Here is a 17,043-nt window from a genome sequence, read left to right as displayed (position 1 = left end):
TCCTTTGCGCCCTCGGGAGAGGACGCAAAAGAAAAAAGGGATAGCCCTTGATGCTTGGGAAGGAGCCGACGGGCACAAGGCCCGTCGGCTCTTCATTCAGGCAGCGATCAGTTGTTGACCTTCACGGAGAAGGTCAGCGTTGCCATTGCGCCTGGATTGACCGTGTTAGCGGTGCTGCCGCAGGCCACCGTCGTCGCGGTCGACGTGTAGTTCGCCGCAGTAAAGGTGGGTGTCACACCGGTGGAGACGCACTGAGTCGCCGGTTGCGTGGCCCCCGTGAGGCTGGTGAAGGCCGGCACAGCGTCATTGATGGACATGTTGGTCAATGGAGCGACGCCTTCATTGGTCGCAACGACGCGGTACACGATGCACTCGCCCGGCTTTGCCACGAGCGGTGCCGACGAGCTCGGAACCACCGTGCCTGCGCAGGTCGGATCCATGGCCTGGGTCTTCACGAGGCGCATCTGGCCGGTGATGACCGTGGTCACATCGTTGGCCGACGGTGTGCCGCACGAGGTGGCGCCCGCAGGGAAAGTCACCGTGACCGTGGCCGTATCGACCGCGCCCGCCGAAGCGCCGCCCGGTGCGAACACCTTGACGAGCAGCTTCTGCGTACCGCCCGCAGCCAACGGACCTGCGATCGGGCCGGTCACCAGCGTGTCACCGCTGTCGATCTGGCCGTCGCCGTTCACGTCGATGTACAGCGCGGTGGTCCAGCCAGCCGATACGTCGGCAGCAAGAAGCGAAGCCGTAAAGGCGTACGGGCCTGCGCAGCTCTGCGTGCCGGTGTTGGTCAGCGTGTGGGCGTACACCACCGAACCGCCGGGAGCGATCTGGCCGTTGTTGTTCGGCGTCAGCGTCGCGCCATAGGTCACGACCTGGGTCACCGTCACGGCGTCGGTCTTGGTGTCGATCGCCACGACACCCGCCGAGGTCGCGGTGGTGGCACGCACCTGGAAGTAGATCAGCTGTCCGGTGACCGGCACTTGCGAAGCAGGCGGCGTCACGCAGGCATCGAACTGCGTCGCTGGAGCACCGTTGGCAACGTCGATCGTGGTGATCGCACCGCCAGCACAACCGGCACCCGCGTTCACGAACTTGACCGTCCAGCCCGCAGGCAGGCTGCCCGGGAAGTTGTTGGTCTGGCTCGCCGCGAGGCTGTAGGTGCGGAGCTGCGTGTCGTTGTTCTTGATGAACAGCGTAAAGATCGTGCCTGTGCCGGCCGGCGTGCTCTTCAGCTGCGTCGGGTTCGGGCTCGGGCCCGTGCCCACGTCGCCGTTGCCCGTATTGCCTGCGATGCCATTGCCGGTAATGGTGTTGGTCAGGTCGACCAACACACCCACCATGGCCACCAGCGTGTCGCGCGTCGATTCCGTCTTCGTGCTGTCGCCAGTCGAGGCACCCGTCACGATCGCGCTGAACGGACCGGTCGGCAGGACCACAGGCGATGGCAGTGTGGCGGCCAAGACGAACTGGACGCTGCTGTTCGCTGCGACCGGACCCGTGTCGGGAATACCGTCGCCGTTGTTATCGATCAACGGCGTCAGGCCATCGGCGGCGAAGAATTTGAAGGTCGTGCCCGCCGGGAAGGTGCCCAGCGCCGCCGTGAGGTTCACGAGGTCCGTGGCATTTCCGGCGTTAAACATCGTCTGGGTGAACTTCACCGTGGTGCCCACGGCCGCGCTGGCGACAGTCGTCGTATCCGCGGCGGTCGCGTTGGGGTTGCCAACGCCAGTGTCCAGCGAGGTGGTCGGGCTACCGCTTGCGGAGCCAAGCACGATGCCGAAGGTGCCCACGACCGTGTAGCTCGCCGGATTGGTCGGCGAGTTGGTCAAGCCGGGCGAGTTGGAGTCGGCGCTCGGACCTGCTGTCTGCGGGTTGTAATTGGCGGTATTGGTCGTCGTGGACGTGCCGATGGCGGCCGTTTCGTTGACCATCACGACGAAGCTCACCGTCTGCGTGACGTTGGGCGCCAGCGAGTCAACGACGAAGGTCAACGTATTGCCCGCTGCCTTGAAGTCAATCCCTGCCGCATCGGTGCCTGCCGCATCCGTCAGCGCGACGGCCGGCGCATTGCTCCAGACCGCGGATCCGGGCACGTAGGTGAAGCCGCTCGGCAGCGTGTCCGTCAACGCGAACCTGCCGGCCGCCCCACCCGAGTTGTTGAACCTCAACGTGTAGGTGGTGTAGACGCAGCCTGCGGCCGGTGTGGATGCACCCGCGACAGTGGCGGCACAGCCCGCCGTCGAGCGGGGACCGCTCACCGACGCCGCGGGCCAGCTACCGCCGTTGGCGGACCAGGCGACCGCAGGGACGCTCAGGCTCTTGCTGGCACTGAACGCCGCCGCGATGGTCAGGTTCACCTGGTCCTTGTCCGCCGCCGAGGTGTTCGGCGCCGTGTACAGGGCCGGCGTGCCGGGAACGGCAGTGATGGTGGCCGTGTCGAAAGGCGTCGTCGGCGTGGTGGCCGTGCCGGGAATGGTGTACGCCACCACGAACTGGAAGGTGCCGTTGTTGCCCGGCACGTTCTGCGCGGGCACGCTGCAGACCGCGGCGGAGGTGGCGGTACACAGCCAGGTGGTGTTGTCAGGTACGCCGTCGCCGTTGGTGTCGGCATAGACCTCGACCTTCGAGAAGGCATTGGTGTCGGCGTCCACCGTGATGGTGAAGCTGTCCGTGCCGTTACCGGTGTTGGTCAGGGTGTGTGGCGCGTAGACCACCGAGCCCGCGGCACCCAGCTTGGTGTTGACGACCGTGGTCGTGACCTGGTTGACCGTGTCCAGCGTGAAGGAGCCCACCTGCTGCACCGTGGTCTGCACCAGGTTGGAGGTTGCCAACTGCGTTGTCCCGGCGGAATCCGAATAGGTGGCCGAAGCCTGGTTACCGATGACGGTGTTGGCGGGCGGCGGCGCGGCAAAGACGCTCGAGCTTCCGAACAGGAAGCCCAGCGACAAAACTGCGGCGCCCGCCCAGGTGGCGTTCGGCCTGAAGCCGACGCCCTTGGCTGGCGAGATGGGACTCACGTGGTTTCTCCTCGGTTGTTGTCAAAGAAAGGGGACAAAAAAATCCCGGCCCCGTCCGCGAACGGAACATCGGCCGGGTTGCGTGCGATCAGCGGAATGAACCCAAGAAAGAGACCGCTGTCCGGGTGATCAGCGCGCGGGAGCGGGCTGCACCGTGACGGCGGGTGCCTGCACGGCCGCGGCGGCGGCCTTGGGAGCAGGCGGAACGACGACCTCGACCTTGGCGCGCGCGCTCACGGCAGTCACGCCATTGGCGGGCAGCTGGCCGAGCGTCCAGCGCAGCGCGCGGTAGTCGCTGTAGGGCACCGGTTCTGTCTTGTTGCCGTCGGCCTTGCGCATCAAGGGCTCGGCCCCGTAGACGCCGTCCTTGGTGGCCGCCTTGACCAGCGCCGCGCCGGGCTTGGCACTGCGGGGCAGGTACTCGAGCCCCTCGGGAATCGGCAGGTCGGCGACCAGGCCGGAAACCGCCTTGCCGGTGTTGTTGGTGTAGGTGGCGCGGTATTCGAGGATGTCGCCCGGCTTCACCGAGGAGGCCTCCAGCAGCTGCTCCTTGCCGTCGGCGGCCTTCACGACCTTGTGCTGCGTCAGCACCACGGCAACCGTCTTGCTGCCGGCGCCGGCCTCCGCCGCGGCGACGCGCTGCGCTGCCGCAGGCGCCATCAGGCTGGCTGCCACGAGCACGCCGGCCGCCATTCGGGCCGCGAGCCCCGGGAAGCCGCCCATGCGGTGGCGGGAAAAGGATTGAGTCGATTTTTCAGTTGGCACGAATGCTTGCTCCGGGTTCGAAAGTCACAGGCATGCCGGCCCATCGCCGGCGGGGAAAACAGCAGCGCGGGCTGCAAGGGACTGCGGTGGAAACATTTATTTCTAACTGTTAATTATGTAAGCGATCTACCATTTTTCTACGATAAAAGTTCCACTTTTTGATCGAGACCCTTGGTTCCAGCCGGGACAACCAAGGATGGGTCAAGCCAGTAAAGTGCACTAACCACGCTCAAACTCGTCACTTTGGATCTCAAAATCCACTATCGAGCGATATAAGCCTCAACACCGGAGCCTGATGCGAACGCGCAACAATCTGCGTGAAACCGCAGAACAACCGGTTTTTGGAAAAAATGTGAAAAAAGCGCAAGCCTCAGGCTGCCAACGGAAAAAGGCCGGGCGGTCGCTTCAGGGCGCAAAGCAGATGATCGGCAAAGGCCCTGACCTTGCGGGAATTTCGCTTGCCGGGGAGATACATCAGGTCGAATTCCATGGGCCTCAATTCGAGCGCCGGAAATACAACCAGGAGCGATCCATCTTCTATTTGGGGTTTTGCCAGCAGCAGCGGAATCAGCGCAATGCCCTTGGCTGCACAAGCGAGCCTCAAAAGCAATTCCGGATCGTTGGAGCGAAACAGGCCTGCGGGCAGCACGCTGTGCTCCCGGGAAGCAATCGGAATGATCATTTCCTGGCCAGGGCGCTCGGCGTCGCAAGCCAGGAATGCGTGCTGCGCGAGGTCTTCCAGATCCTTGATCGCGGGATGCTGTTCGAGGTAAGACGGCGCCGCGCACAGCACGAGCGGCTCGCTCGCGACGCGGCGCGCCACGAGGTCTTCGCACCCTTCACGGCTCGCCCGGATGAGCACGTCGGCCTCCTCGCGGGAAAGATCCACCTTGTGGGACCCCAGGCGCACCGTGATTTCGAGCCGGGGATGCGCTGCCATGAAAGCGGGAAGATGCGGCGCCAGCAGATCCCGGCCGAAATAGCTGGAGGCCGAGACGCGAAGCCGCCCCCTCAGGTCGTCGCTCGTGCTCGCACGCTGCGCCATTGCGTCGTCGACCGCGACAAGAATGTCGCGCGCAGCCGATAAAAAAGAACGCCCTTCGTCGGTCAATCCGAATCGATGCGCACTGCGGTGCATCAATAAATGCCCGAGTGTCGATTCAAGCCGCTTGAGCTGCCTGGATGCGGTGGCCTTGGGAATTCCAAGCGCCGCGGCTGCGTGCATCAAGCCCCCGGCCTCAACGGCTTTCACGAAAAGCCGGACATCCGGCAATATCAAATCCTGTGCGCCCGCGTTCGAATTCAGGTTTTCGGTTCGAACGTCAACATCATTCAAAGACATCTTCATCATCTCTCAGTGATCCAATGGCTTCCCATGCCCGGATAATCCCAAGATCGATTTGGCCCGTCTTACAAATGTGAGATTTGGTGATAAACTATTAACAGTTGTTACTCACTTCTATTGCCTGGTCACCGCCAGTCTTCGTGGGCGCCAAGGCTGCAGCCGCTCGCAGTCGAGGCTCCGCATTCGGTACCGGACACCGACCACCGAACCCATGCGTATCGCCGTACTCGAAGACGAGCCCGACCAGTTGGCTCAGTTGGTCCGCGTGCTGCAGGAGCAGTTCACGCAAGGAGACGTCACCAGCACCTGCGTTGCGTTCGCCGACGGGCTTTCGCTGCAGAGAACGCTGCGCCGCGAAACCTTCGACCTCCTCGTGCTGGACTGGAACGTGCCGGGGCTCGACGGCGCCGAGCTGCTGCAGTGGCTGCGCACCTGGCAGAAGAGTCCGGTTCCGGTCCTGATGCTGAGCTCGCGATCTTCAGAGCGCGACGTGGCAAAAGCCCTGGGCCTGGGTGCCGACGACTACATGGTCAAGCCTGTGCGCCTGCTGGAATTGGGAGCGCGCCTGCACCGCCTGCTGAAGAGAAGCCATTCGCCCGAGCCGTCCGACCGCAGGCATTTCGGACGCTGGGAGTTCGACCAGGTCTCGCACAGCGTGCTGATCCATCCGGAGCACGACGACGACGGCGCAGCGCCGCGGCGCCAGGAACTCTCGAGCCGCGAGTTCAAGCTCGCGCTGATGCTGTTCCAGAACATCGGCCACGTGGTTTCGCGCGCGCACCTGCTCGAGAGCGCAGGCTACGACGGAGACCTGCCCTCGCGCACGCTGGACATGCACATCTACCGGCTGCGCAACAAGCTCGAACTCGAGGCCGCGCAGGGGCTCACCCTGCGCACGGTCTACGGGCGGGGCTATTGCCTCGACGCCACGCTGGAAGCGGCCGCCTGAACCGTGGACCCGCGAAACTCGATGCAGCGATCGAGTGATCGCCAGCGCCTCCCCGCCCGCACGCGCCCACGTGCGATGGTCGCGCGGCTGCTGATAGCGCTGCTGCTGCCCGCAGCCATGCTGTGGCTCGCCGATCGGCCCGGTTGGCTGCAAGTGCTCGACACGATGGTCTACGACTCCGTGTTGCCCCTCGCGGCGCCCGCGCCGTCGCCGGACATCCTGATCGTTGCGATCGACGAGCGAAGCTTGCGCGAGTTGGGGCGCTGGCCGTGGCGGCGCGAACTCTATGCCCGGCTTCTGGAAGAACTCGCAGAGGCAGCACCCCGCGCGGTGCTGCTCAACCTGTTCCTGACGGAACCCAGCCCGGACGCCGGCGACGACGAGAAACTGGCCCGGGCGATGGATCGCTTGCCCGTCTACCTGCCGCTGCTGCGCGACAGCGGCACTGCGCCTTCGCCGGGCCGCTGGCCGGGCTTCCTGCCACCCTTGCCGCTGTTCGCCGCCCATGCGCGCGGCGTCGGCCACGCGGAGCTGGCGCTCGACGGGGACGGCGTGTCGCGCACGCTGTACCTGCGCGAAGGTCCGGCCGGCCTTGGTCAATATTACGTAGGCGCGCTGATGGCCGGATACGGGTCGGCGGCCGAGGCCGAGGCCGACACCGAGCCGGCAGCGATCGCGCCTGGCGACTGGAAGCACGAGCAGCCCGTGCGCATGTTCTTCGCCGGGGCACGGGGCAGCTACCGCACGGTGTCGTATGTGAGCGTTCTGCGTGGCGAGGTGCCGGCCGCACTGCTGCGCGGCAAGCTGCTGCTGGTGGGTGCCACGGCGCACGGGCTCGGCGGCCAGGTGCCGACGCCGAACGCAGGCGTCGCCGCGCTGCCGGGCATCGAGGTGCATGCCAACCTGATCGACGGACTGCTGCACGGCCGCAACGTGCGCATGCCGGCACCGCTGGCCTATGCCGCATGGACCACCTTGCCGATCTGGCTGGTGCTGTTGCTCCTGGTGCATGCCAGGCGCCATGCGCTGGTGTTCATTTCCGGCCTCGCGCTCTCGTGGCTGCTGCTCTGCGTGCTGGCCATGCCGCTGCTGCACTGGTGGCTGCCGCCGGCGGCGCCCGTCCTCGGCATGCTGGCGCTCTACCTGCTGTGGAGCTGGCGCCGGCTCGAATCACAGTTCGTCTATTTCCGGCAGCGCGCGAGAACGCTCGACAGCCTGCCCGCGAGCGCTTTCCAGGCGCTGGCGGCCCTGGCCATCCCGATGCAGGCTCCGCCGGCAAATCCGCAGCAGGCGCTCGACCGCGCGATTGCGCGAATCGGCCGCATGCAGACGCTGATGGACGAGGCTCTCCAGATCATGCCGGCGGCCGTGCTGATCTGCGATGACACCGGCTACATCGGGTCGAGCAATGCCGCGGCGCGGCGACTGCTCGACGAAACCTTGCCCGCCACCATGCACGCCCCGGCACGGCCGCCCCATGGCATGCACCTGCCGACCTTGCTCGGCAGCCTTGGCGGCGTTGCGAGCGAGGGCATCGAAGCCATCGGTGCCCACTGGAGCGAGGATCTGCGGCGCGAGTACCGGACATCCGACGGCCGCATCTTTCAGCTCGAAGCCGAAGCCTTCGGCACCACGGAAGCAGGCGATCGCAACTGGATCGTCGTGCTGCCCGAATTGACCGCCGAGCGCGAAGCGCAGAGCCAGCGGGAAGAATGGCGCCGCCTGCTGTCGCACGATCTGCGCAGCCCCCAGATGACGATCCTCAGCCTGCTGTCGATGTACAGGCCCACGGAAAGCATCGACGTGCTGCTGCACGCGGTGCGCCGCGAAGCCGAGCGCACCGTGAGCCTGGCGGAAGGATTCATGGACTTCGTGGAAGCGGGCTCCGACGACTACAGCATGGAAGATACCCACCTAGGCACCGTGCTGCTCGACGCGCGCGACCAGGTCTGGCCTTATGCGCGCGCCAGCCAGGTGCAGATCGAGACCCGCATCAGCGACGCCGACGAACTCACCATGCAGGCCGACGGTGTGCTGCTCACCCGTGCGATCGTGAACCTGCTGAACAACGCCATCCGCCACAGCGCAGCAGGCGGGCGCATCACGCTCTGCCTCGCGGCCGAGCCCGGCGCCGGGGCAGAGCAAGATGCGCGGGCCTTCATCGCGGTCAGCGACGACGGCGAGGGCATGCCCCATGCGCAACTGAACAGTCTTTTGAGTGGAACGCGGCCGTCGCGCAGCAACGACGAGGTGATGCATGGTTCGGCCGACGAACCCCATGCGCCCATCAGGCGCCGGGGCATGGGGCTGGGCTTTGCGGTGGTGCGCACGGTGGTGCGGCGCCATGGCGGGCACATCGAGGCTGCGAGCGCGGCCGGCGCGGGCACGACCTTCTGGATCAGCCTTCCGCTTCGCAGCTTCACATGAGCACCACGCACGACACGTCCGGCTCGCGCTGCGTGCCGATGAAGCGTTCGAAGGCCAGCGTCTCCATATTGAAGTAGCCGAGCTGGTCGTTGTCCTGGCTTACGAAGGCGAGCGGCCGGGTCGGATGGAAGCTCAGTGCAATCGCGCGCGCTTCCATCGGAATGCAGGCCAGTTCCTTCAGGCTCGCCGGGTCGACCACCGACAGGCTGCGATCGCCGTAGTTGGTGACCACCAGACGCCCGTCGCGATACGGGTAGAGGCGCGTCGCGTCCTCGCGCGAGGGGGCTTCGCGCAGCACCTTCATGGTGGCGGTGTCGATGGCCGCCAGCGTGTTGCTCCACCGGTTGGTGACGTAGAACGTCTTCTCGTCAGCCGAGAGCGCACAGCCCTCGGGCTTCTCGCCTGGCGAGCAGGGCACCGGCGCGACCGTGGCTTCGTGCGGCCGGATCCTGGTCACGGTGTGCGAGAGCAGGTTCATCACGTAAGCGGTCTGTCCGTCGCGGGTGAGCGCGAACAGGTGGCTCTTGATGCCGCCGGTGGGTACTGCGCGGCGCGGCGTGGTGTCGGACTCCGGACGGTCGAGCACCACCAGCTGCGCGCGCTCCTCGCTCAGCACGTAGAGGCGGCCCTGTTCGTCCATCTGCATGCCGTGCAACCGGTTGAAGGGGGCGATGTCGATAGTGCGTGCAAGCTTGCGCGCCGCGATGTCGATCTGGAAGATGCGAGTGCCGCCGTGGCCCAGGTGGCCCGAGGTCTCGACGCCGTAGTGGCCCACGTAGGCGAAACGCTTCGCTGCGTCCACCACGAACTCGTGCGGAAACTCCTCGAGGGCAATGCTGTGCAGCCGCTCGCCGCTTTCGATGTCGTAGTAGCTGAAGCAGTGGCTGCACTTTTCCACCAGCAGCAGGATCTCTTTGGTCATGGACGCTGGATTCCTTCGGTATGAAGGGCGATTCGGTAGAGCGATGTGCTCGCCGCGATATAGAGCTGGTTGCGCCGCGTGCCGCCGAAGCAGAGGTTGCCCACCTTCTCCGGCACATGGATCTTGCCGAGCAGGCTGCCGTCAGGGTGGTAGACCTGCACGCTGTCGAGGCTGCTGGTGTAGAGCCAGCCCTGGGCGTCGAGGCGGAAGCCGTCGGGCAGGCCGGGATTCACCTCGGCGAACACGCGGCCGTTGGCGAGCGCATTGCCGCGCACGTCGAACACCATCAGGTGGTGGCGGCCGCTGCCGTCGCTGCGCATCGCGGCCGAGGTATCGCTCACGTAGAGCCGCGATTCGTCGGGCGAGAACGCGAGGCCGTTGGGTTCCTGCACCGCGTCGGTCATGGCGTCGAGGCGGCCGCTCGCCGGATCGAAGCGGAACACGAAGTTGGCCGGCTGCTCGCGCTCCGCGCGGTGGCCCTCCCGATCGCTGGCAATGCCGTAGGGCGGGTCAGTGAACCAGATCGTGCCGTCGCGCTTCACGACGACGTCGTTGGGCGAGTTGAGGCGCTTGCCGAGGTAGCGGTCGACCACGATCTCGTCGGGTGTATCGGCAAGCACGCCTCCGGCCGAGGCACGCGTGCGCACGATGGCGCGCAGTCCGTGCGAGCAGTGGAGCAGGTCGCCGTCGAGGTCGCGCGTGTGGCCGTTGGTGAATTCAACGCCCGTGCGCCACACGCTCATGCCCTCCACCTCGGACCAGCGCAGCATCCGGTTGTTCGGGATGTCGCTCCAGAGCACGGCGTCGTCCTCATGCATCCAGACCGGGCCTTCGCTCCATTGCGCCCCGGTGCACAGTTTCTCGAGCCTTGCACCCTGGACGACGGGGTCCAGGCGAGCATCGAAGATTTCGATCCGGGTATCCATGCGTTTCATCCTTTTGCAGCACCCGTGGGTACGGCCTTGCCTATCCAACCACCGCTTCGCAGCAGCGACTCGAGCTGCGGCACGGTGGAAGCGAGGGCCTCGCGCGCCGTGCGCTTGCCTGTCAACACGTCGGGCAGGACTTGCCCGATGACGTTCTTGCTCATTTCGTCCCATTCCGGGATCAACGGTCGCCAGTCGGGGTTGGCAGCGCGCAGCACGAAAGGCAGCATGCCTTGCTCGGGATTCCTGAGCTTGAAATCAACGTTGGCCAATGTCGACCAGCGGCCCGCGTTGCCACCGAGCGTTGCCACACGCAGATCGTTTGCCTTGCTGGTCAACCACTGGATGAACACGCAGGCGGCTTCGGGATGGCGCGCGTTCTTCGGAATCGCAAGCCCGAAGCCGCCGGTCTGCCCCGACAGGCGGGTGCCGCTCGGATGCATCGCGTAGGCGACCTTGTTCACCACCTTCGAACGCTTCGGATCCTTGGCCGGCCCCATGACGGCCAGCGTGTCGAGATAGAACGCGCATTCGCCATGGAGGAACGCGGCCTGCATCTCCTCGAAACCGGCCTTGCCGGCCGCGACCGGCCCCGTCTCGACCAAGCGGCGAAGCGTCTCGGCGGCCTTGATGCCTGGATCCTCGTGCAGCACAGGCCTGAAGCCGGCATCGAACACCTGACCGCCGAATGGCGAAAGGTGCAGCAGCCAAGCATGCGTGATTTGATGGCCCGCCTGCGAGCGGGAGGTTACGCCGCCGATCTTTTCCTTGTCGTGAATCACCTCGCAAGCGTGCAGCAATTCTCCGTAGGTGGACGGTACCTGCAACTTCTGTCGCTCCAGGATGTCGCGCCGAAAGCCCAGCACGCTGGTTTCCGCACCGTAGGGCAGTCCGTACAGCCGAGCGTCCGGACCGGGCAGAGACGCCTTCGGACCACCAGCCACGCCGATGGCCTGGACATACGCGGGAATCAGGTCTTTGAAATCGTAGTTCGGCATGGCCAGCGATGGGTCGGCCAGCATCTCGTCCAGCGGCCGAAGCAGGCCTTCCTTGATGTACCCGGCCTTCCACACCACCAGATAGGTGATGGCGTCATAGTCGCCTTGGGGCTTGCGCATTCCCGCGAGCTGGCGGTCTTTCATCTCAAGGTAGGGTGTCCGGTCGCGCTCGATCCTGATACCCGTCTCGCGTGTGAAATCGTCGAAGAGCCCTTCGGCTGCATCGTAGTGTGGGTGCGGGCCGGGATAGCTCACGCGGATGGTCTGGCCGCGCAGCTTGTCCCAGGTGCGCTGGCTCGAGTTCTGTGCGCGGGCGCCGAGCCCCCAGCCAGCGGCACCATATGCGCCTGCTGCCTGTATCAGCGTCCGCCGGCCAATCGAAGATCGATCCTTCAGCATGCTTCCTCGACAGTCCTGGTGCGGTGGAGGGCCATCATCCCTTGACCGCACCCGCGGTGAGCCCGGTGATGATCTGGCGCGCGGCGACGAACGTGAAGATCAGCGGCGGGATCGCGATCAGGCTGCCCATCGCCATCACTTTGCCCCAGTCGACGCCCATGTCGGTAATGAACAGCGAGGCCGCCACGGGCAGCGTGCGGGTGTGGCGGTCGGTCAGCACCAGGGCCAGGATGAACTCGTTCCACGCGATGCGAAAGGTGAAGATCGAAGCCGCGGCCAAGCCGGGCGCCATCAGCGGAAGCAGCACTTTCATGAACACCTTGATCGGACCGCAGCCATCGATGGCCGCGGCTTCTTCCAGTTCGATCGGAACCTGCAGCACGAAGCCGTAAAGCAGCCAGATGGTGAAGGGCAGGTTGACCGCCACGTACAGAAGGACCAGGCCCCACAGGCTGTTGACCAGGTGCCACTGGTTCCAGATCATGAAGACCGGAATGGCCAGCACGGCCAGCGGCACGGTGCGCAGCAGCAGCGTGGTGTAGGCCACCACGTTGCGCCCCGCGAAGCGGAAGCGGGCCAGGCCGTAAGCGGCCATGCAGCCGAGCACCAGGGTGACGGCCGTGGAGACAATGCCGACGAACAGGCTGTTCATCAGATAGCTGCTGAACTTGTCTTCCTGCAGCACGGCGCGGTAGTTCGCCAGCGTGGGCGTGAAGATGAAGTTCAGTGGCTCGGCGAAGATCTGCACCTGCTGGCGCAGGCTGGTGGTGAAGATCACGGCGATCGGCGCGATGCACAGCGCCGCGAGCGCAATCAGCATCGCGTAGTGCAGCGCCGCGAAAAGAGGGGAATGCTGTTTCATGCTTGTCGTCTCACCTATCGTTCTTGAGCGGGTTCGACAGCCGCAACGCGCCCCAGGAGAGGGCCACGACCACCACCAGCAACAGCACCGAGATCGCCGCCGCAGCGCCAAGCTGCTGGCCGACGAAGGCCGTCTTGTAGATATGCAGGGCGAGGATTTCTGTCGAATCGCCAGGACCGCCGAAGGTCAACACGTAGATCACCTCGAGCACGCGAAAGGCATCGATCAGCCGCATCATCAGCGTGATGGCGATCACGTGCATCACCATCGGCAGCTTGACCATGAAGGTCATCTGCCACCATTTGGCGCCGTCGATGCGCGAGGCCTCGATCACCGCCGCGTCCACGTTGGCCAGGGCCGCCACCATCATGATGAAGACGAAGGGCGTCCACTGCCAGATGTCGGCGACGACGATTGCGGCGAAGGCCAGGGTCGGGTCGGCCAACCAGCCTCGTGCGGCGATGCCGAACAAGCCAAGGACTGCATTGATGAGGCCGAACTGCGCGTCGAACAAGTAACGCCAGGCCAGGCCAACCGCAATGGGCGCGATCATCATCGGCAGGATGAACAGCGTGCGGAAGAAGGCCGTGCCGCGCACCGGGCGTTCCAGCGCCAGCGCCAAGGCGATGCCTGCCACCATCTCCACGCTGACGCTCACCGCCGCGAATTGCAGGGTGGTCCACAGCGACGACCAGACGCGCGGATTGGAGAGTGCCGAGACGAAGCTGTCGAGCCCGACCCAGCGGGCGTCGCTCCACGGAGTGCCCATGCTCCAGTCGAAGAAGCCGAGCTGGAAGGCCGACAGAACGGGGTAGAGGCAGGCCGCCACCATGATGAGGACGGCCGGGCCGAGGTAGAAGGCCGGAATCCAGGGAGATGTGCGCATCGCGATCAGACCTTGTAGTTCGCTTCGCGCATGATCTGCGTGACCGGCCCCACCAGGTCATTGAGCGCGGCCTCGGCCGTCTTCCTGCCGGTGAGTGCCTCGGAGATGCCGACGCCCAGGGCCTGCACGTTGATCTTGTCCCACACCGGGATGATCGGCCGCCAATCGGGATTGGAGTACTTCAATGCCTCCCTGAAGGTGATGAATTCCGGGTACTGGCGCACCAGTTCGGCATCGAGCATCGTGGAGTTGCGCACCGGCGTGCCGCCGGCCCGGGTGCAGGCCTTGTCTTGTGCTTTCGAGGTGAGCCACTGCATCAGCAGGAAGCCGGCATCGGCGTTCTTCGCGTTCTTCGGGATCGCCAGGCCCAGGCCGCCCGACTGCGATGCGCGCCTGGTGCCCATGGGGTGCAGCGCCCAGCTCACCTTGCCCGCGACCCGCGACTTGGAGGGGTCGTTGACCAGACCGGCGAGCGAGGTGGAGTCGAGGTACATCGCAGCCTGGCCTTGCAGGAAGGCCGTATTGCTCTCGCCCTGTCCATAGGCCGGGATGCCGGCCGGGCCGGTGGCCACCACCTCCTGCAGGAACTTGAGCGCCTTGACGCCCGCCTGATCGTTGAAGCGCACCTTCCATTCGTCGTCGAAGATGCTGCCCCCGAGCGGGTTCAGGTGCAGCAGCCAGGCGTGCACGCACTGGTGGCCGGCCTGTCCGCGCGAGGCCAATGCGCCAATGCCTTCCTTGTCTTTCAGCAGGCGCAGGAGCCTGGCGAAATCGTCGTAGTTGCCGGGCGGCTGCAGGTTGTGCTTGGCAAAGATGTCGCGACGGTAGGCCAGCACCGAGGTTTCAGCGCCATAGGGCAGGCCGTAGAGCTGGGCGCCAGGGCCTGCCAGGTAGCCTTTGGGGCCACCGACCATGCCCAGGTTCTCCAGGTAGATCGGGATGATGTCCTTCAGGTCGTACCCGGGATCGGCCAGGGCAGGATTCTTGAAGAAGCGCTCCAGGGGATGGATGAGGTTCTTGGCGACATACTCGCCTTTCCACATCACCACGTAGCTCACCAGGTCGTAGTCCCCCTGCGACTTGGCCATTTCGAGCAGCTGCTTTTCCTTCATGCGGCCCATGGCCAGCTTGTCCACGTCGACCTTGATGCCGGTCTCCTTGGTGAATTCGGGCAGGATCTTCAGCATCGCGTCGTAGTGCGGATGCGCCGGGATGCTGAAGGTCACGGTCTGGCCCGCATACCTGGCGTAGCGGCTCTGCGCGAGCGCCCCGTGAAAAGGCAGGCCGGCGCCGAACACCGTCGCCGCACTGCTCTTGACGAAATCTCTTCTCTTCATGACTGTCTCATTTCTTGTTGATGGATGAGAGCGGAATCAGCGGCGCAGGGAGCGTCCGCTGTCGCTGTCGAAAACGTGCAGGTCTTCGCTGTCGAATCCCAGGTGGACGTTGCGGTGCAACTGCGCATGGGCATCGCCCGGCAGCATCGCGGCCACGCGTTGGCCCGAGGGCGCGACCATGTGGCCCACGATCTGGCTTTCGGTGCCGAGGTACTCCACCACTTCCACCTTGACGGTCAGCTGCGCCGCGTCCGGGCTGGCGCGCAGCGCCTGCGGACGCAGGCCCAGCGTCAGTTCCTGCCCGGGGTCGGGTGGATTGGCCGCCAGCCAGGCGGGCGGTTGCCAGGCAAAACCCTCGCCGCGCAGCACGCGCCGGCCGTTTTCCTCGGCATAGCGGGCCTTGAAGAAATTCATGGTCGGCGTGCCGATGAAGCCCGCCACGAACAGGCTCGCCGGCCGCGTGAAAACTTCCGACGGCGTGCCCACCTGCTGGATGCGGCCCTTGTCGAAGATCACGATGCGCGAGGCCAGGGTCATGGCCTCGACCTGGTCGTGCGTCACGTAGACCGTGGTCTTGCCCAGGCGCTCGTGCAGTAGCGCCAGTTCGGCGCGCATGTGGCCGCGCAGCTTGGCATCGAGATTCGACAGCGGTTCGTCGAACAGAAAGACCTTGGGCTCGCGCACGATGGCCCGGCCGATCGCCACGCGCTGGCGCTGGCCGCCCGACAGCTCCTTGGGTTTGCGCGCGAGCAGGTGCCCGATGTTCAGCACCTTGGCGGCTGCAGCCACCTTGCTGTCGATTTCCGCCTTCGGCCGGCCCGCCAGGCGCAATGCGAACGACATGTTGGTGCCCACGTCCATGTGCGGATACAGCGCGTAGTTCTGGAACACCATCGCGATGTCGCGCGCCATCGGCGCCACGCGCGTGACGTCGCGCCCGCCGATGGTGATGTGCCCTTCGCTGACTTCCTCGAGCCCGGCGATCATGCGCAATGTCGTGCTCTTGCCGCAGCCCGATTCACCCAGCAGCACGACGAACTCGCCATCGTCGATGGCGAGATCCATCTGCTGCACCACGGTCACCTCGCCGAAGCGCTTGACCACGTTGTTCAATTCCAGTCCTGACATCTTGTCTCTTTGAAGTTGGTTTTTGAAGGAAGGGTCAGGGTCGGCCGCAACGGGCTCGCCAGGCGGACGCCGTGTAGCGGCGAACTCCCCAACCCATGAGGGGGCGTCGATTTCCCGGGTGCGCGGCGCTCGGTCCCCAGATGGCCTGGTAGGTGTCGATGCAGCGGCCTTGGCGTTGAAGCCGGATGAAGACCGCGGCGAAGGCGCCCCACCAGAGGGCCAGAACGGTGGCCATCCAGCGCGGCGCGTCGACGATGACGAGCCCGAGAGCGATGGTCAGCACCGCCAGGGCGATGGCCAGCCAGCCCAGCGATTTGTGCAGGCACTCGAAGCCGATGCGCCAGCGAGTCATGTCGTAGTGATCGCCGCGAAGCCGGGCATCGGTAGGGCCGCCCTTGCCGCCGCGCAGCAGGCCGCCGGCAACCTGCGCCCACCCCGCGATACACAGGCCCCAGCCGAGCCACGCATGCACCTGTGCCGCGGTGTCGCGTCTGCCGCCGAGGCCCCACGCGAGCCCGAGCCCGATGGTCATCGCAAGTACGCCGGCGTACTGCAACACGCGATGCGCATGCCACCACGCCTTGTTGTCGAGCTGCTGCGGCCAGTCCTGGCCCGGCATGATCTTGAAGAAGCGCGCCGCCAACGCGCCGAGCGGCAACAGGATGCCCCAGCCGAGCACCATCAGCCGCGCATGCCAGGCTGCCTTGCCGGCAATGTGATGCTCGATGGCGCCGGAGAGCGGGGCCAGCAGCCAGTCCCACGGCTGTGCCAGCGCCGCGTGAGCGACTGCCGGCATAGCCGACAGGCCCATCAGCGCGATGAAGCAGGCGCAACGATGCGTCATGGCTTTTCAACCGGCTGCCGTGTACGCCGTCTTCACGGTAGTGAAGAACTCCTGCGCGTACTTGCCCTGCTCGCGCGGACCGTAGCTCGAGCCCTTGCGGCCGCCGAACGGCACGTGGTAGTCCACGCCCGCTGTCGGCAGGTTGACCATCACCATGCCGGCCTGGCTGTGGCGCTTGAAGTGCGTGGCGTACTTCAGGCTGGTGGTCGCAATGCCCGCGGACAGGCCGAAC

The 17,043-nt window shown here is 65.5% G+C and carries 14 protein-coding genes; 2 read left to right on the top strand and 12 right to left on the bottom strand.

What is annotated here, in order from left to right; translation table 11 throughout:
- Positions 1-107: 107 nt before the first annotated feature.
- The 3 genes from ASC92_RS10100 to ASC92_RS10090 form a co-directional block, all read right to left on the bottom strand.
- Positions 108-3,023, bottom strand: a complete 2,916-nt coding sequence (locus tag ASC92_RS10100) for a beta strand repeat-containing protein (protein WP_056514184.1) — start codon at positions 3,021-3,023, stop codon at positions 108-110.
- Positions 3,024-3,152: 129 nt separating this feature from the next.
- Positions 3,153-3,788, bottom strand: a complete 636-nt coding sequence (locus tag ASC92_RS10095) for a hypothetical protein (protein ID WP_157609031.1) — start codon at positions 3,786-3,788, stop codon at positions 3,153-3,155.
- Positions 3,789-4,158: 370 nt separating this feature from the next.
- Positions 4,159-5,139, bottom strand: coding sequence for a LysR family transcriptional regulator (locus ASC92_RS10090; RefSeq protein WP_235505767.1), 981 nt, complete (start codon positions 5,137-5,139; stop codon positions 4,159-4,161).
- Positions 5,140-5,344: 205 nt separating this feature from the next.
- On the opposite strand from ASC92_RS10090, the gene ASC92_RS10085 reads away from it, so the two are divergent.
- Both ASC92_RS10085 and ASC92_RS10080 read left to right on the top strand, forming a co-directional pair.
- Positions 5,345-6,082: a response regulator transcription factor gene (locus ASC92_RS10085; protein ID WP_056514178.1), complete on the top strand. Its 738-nt coding sequence runs from the start codon at positions 5,345-5,347 to the stop codon at positions 6,080-6,082.
- A gap of 21 nt (positions 6,083-6,103) precedes the next feature.
- On the top strand, positions 6,104-8,509 hold the full coding sequence (locus ASC92_RS10080; RefSeq protein ID WP_235505766.1) for a CHASE2 and HATPase_c domain-containing protein: 2,406 nt from the start codon (positions 6,104-6,106) through the stop codon (positions 8,507-8,509).
- On the opposite strand, the gene ASC92_RS10075 is transcribed toward ASC92_RS10080, so the two are convergent.
- The 9 genes from ASC92_RS10075 to ASC92_RS10035 form a co-directional block, all read right to left on the bottom strand.
- The gene (locus ASC92_RS10075; protein WP_056514172.1) at positions 8,502-9,431 is read right to left on the bottom strand and encodes a YncE family protein; all 930 of its coding nucleotides are present in this window, start codon (positions 9,429-9,431) and stop codon (positions 8,502-8,504) included. The genes ASC92_RS10080 and ASC92_RS10075 overlap by 8 nt on opposite strands.
- The gene (locus tag ASC92_RS10070) at positions 9,428-10,357 is read right to left on the bottom strand and encodes an SMP-30/gluconolactonase/LRE family protein (protein WP_414820404.1); all 930 of its coding nucleotides are present in this window, start codon (positions 10,355-10,357) and stop codon (positions 9,428-9,430) included. The genes ASC92_RS10075 and ASC92_RS10070 overlap by 4 nt, the downstream gene beginning before the upstream one ends.
- A gap of 5 nt (positions 10,358-10,362) precedes the next feature.
- Positions 10,363-11,754 (bottom strand): ABC transporter substrate-binding protein, encoded by a 1,392-nt coding sequence (locus tag ASC92_RS10065; RefSeq protein WP_157609030.1) that lies wholly within the window; start codon positions 11,752-11,754, stop codon positions 10,363-10,365.
- Between the two features lie 34 nt (positions 11,755-11,788).
- Positions 11,789-12,616, bottom strand: a complete 828-nt coding sequence (locus ASC92_RS10060; protein WP_056514164.1) for a carbohydrate ABC transporter permease — start codon at positions 12,614-12,616, stop codon at positions 11,789-11,791.
- 10 nt (positions 12,617-12,626) lie between these two features.
- Positions 12,627-13,502 carry a carbohydrate ABC transporter permease gene (locus ASC92_RS10055; protein WP_056514160.1) on the bottom strand — a complete coding sequence of 292 codons (876 nt, stop codon included), beginning with the start codon at positions 13,500-13,502 and terminating at the stop codon, positions 12,627-12,629.
- Positions 13,503-13,507: 5 nt separating this feature from the next.
- Positions 13,508-14,839, bottom strand: coding sequence for an ABC transporter substrate-binding protein (locus tag ASC92_RS10050; RefSeq protein ID WP_056514157.1), 1,332 nt, complete (start codon positions 14,837-14,839; stop codon positions 13,508-13,510).
- Positions 14,840-14,875: 36 nt separating this feature from the next.
- A complete protein-coding gene (locus ASC92_RS10045; protein ID WP_056514154.1) occupies positions 14,876-15,967 on the bottom strand; it encodes an ABC transporter ATP-binding protein in 1,092 nt (363 codons plus the stop codon).
- A 34-nt stretch (positions 15,968-16,001) separates the two neighbouring features.
- Positions 16,002-16,811, bottom strand: a complete 810-nt coding sequence (locus ASC92_RS10040; protein ID WP_235505765.1) for a cytochrome b561 domain-containing protein — start codon at positions 16,809-16,811, stop codon at positions 16,002-16,004.
- A gap of 6 nt (positions 16,812-16,817) precedes the next feature.
- Positions 16,818-17,043: aldehyde dehydrogenase family protein (locus ASC92_RS10035; protein WP_056514151.1), on the bottom strand; the 226-nt coding region annotated here is incomplete at its 5' end.

It is taken from the genome of Variovorax sp. Root411 (assembly GCF_001425205.1).
Lineage (GTDB): Bacteria > Pseudomonadota > Gammaproteobacteria > Burkholderiales > Burkholderiaceae_C > Variovorax.
This window is presented reverse-complemented; position numbering and strand designations above follow the sequence as displayed.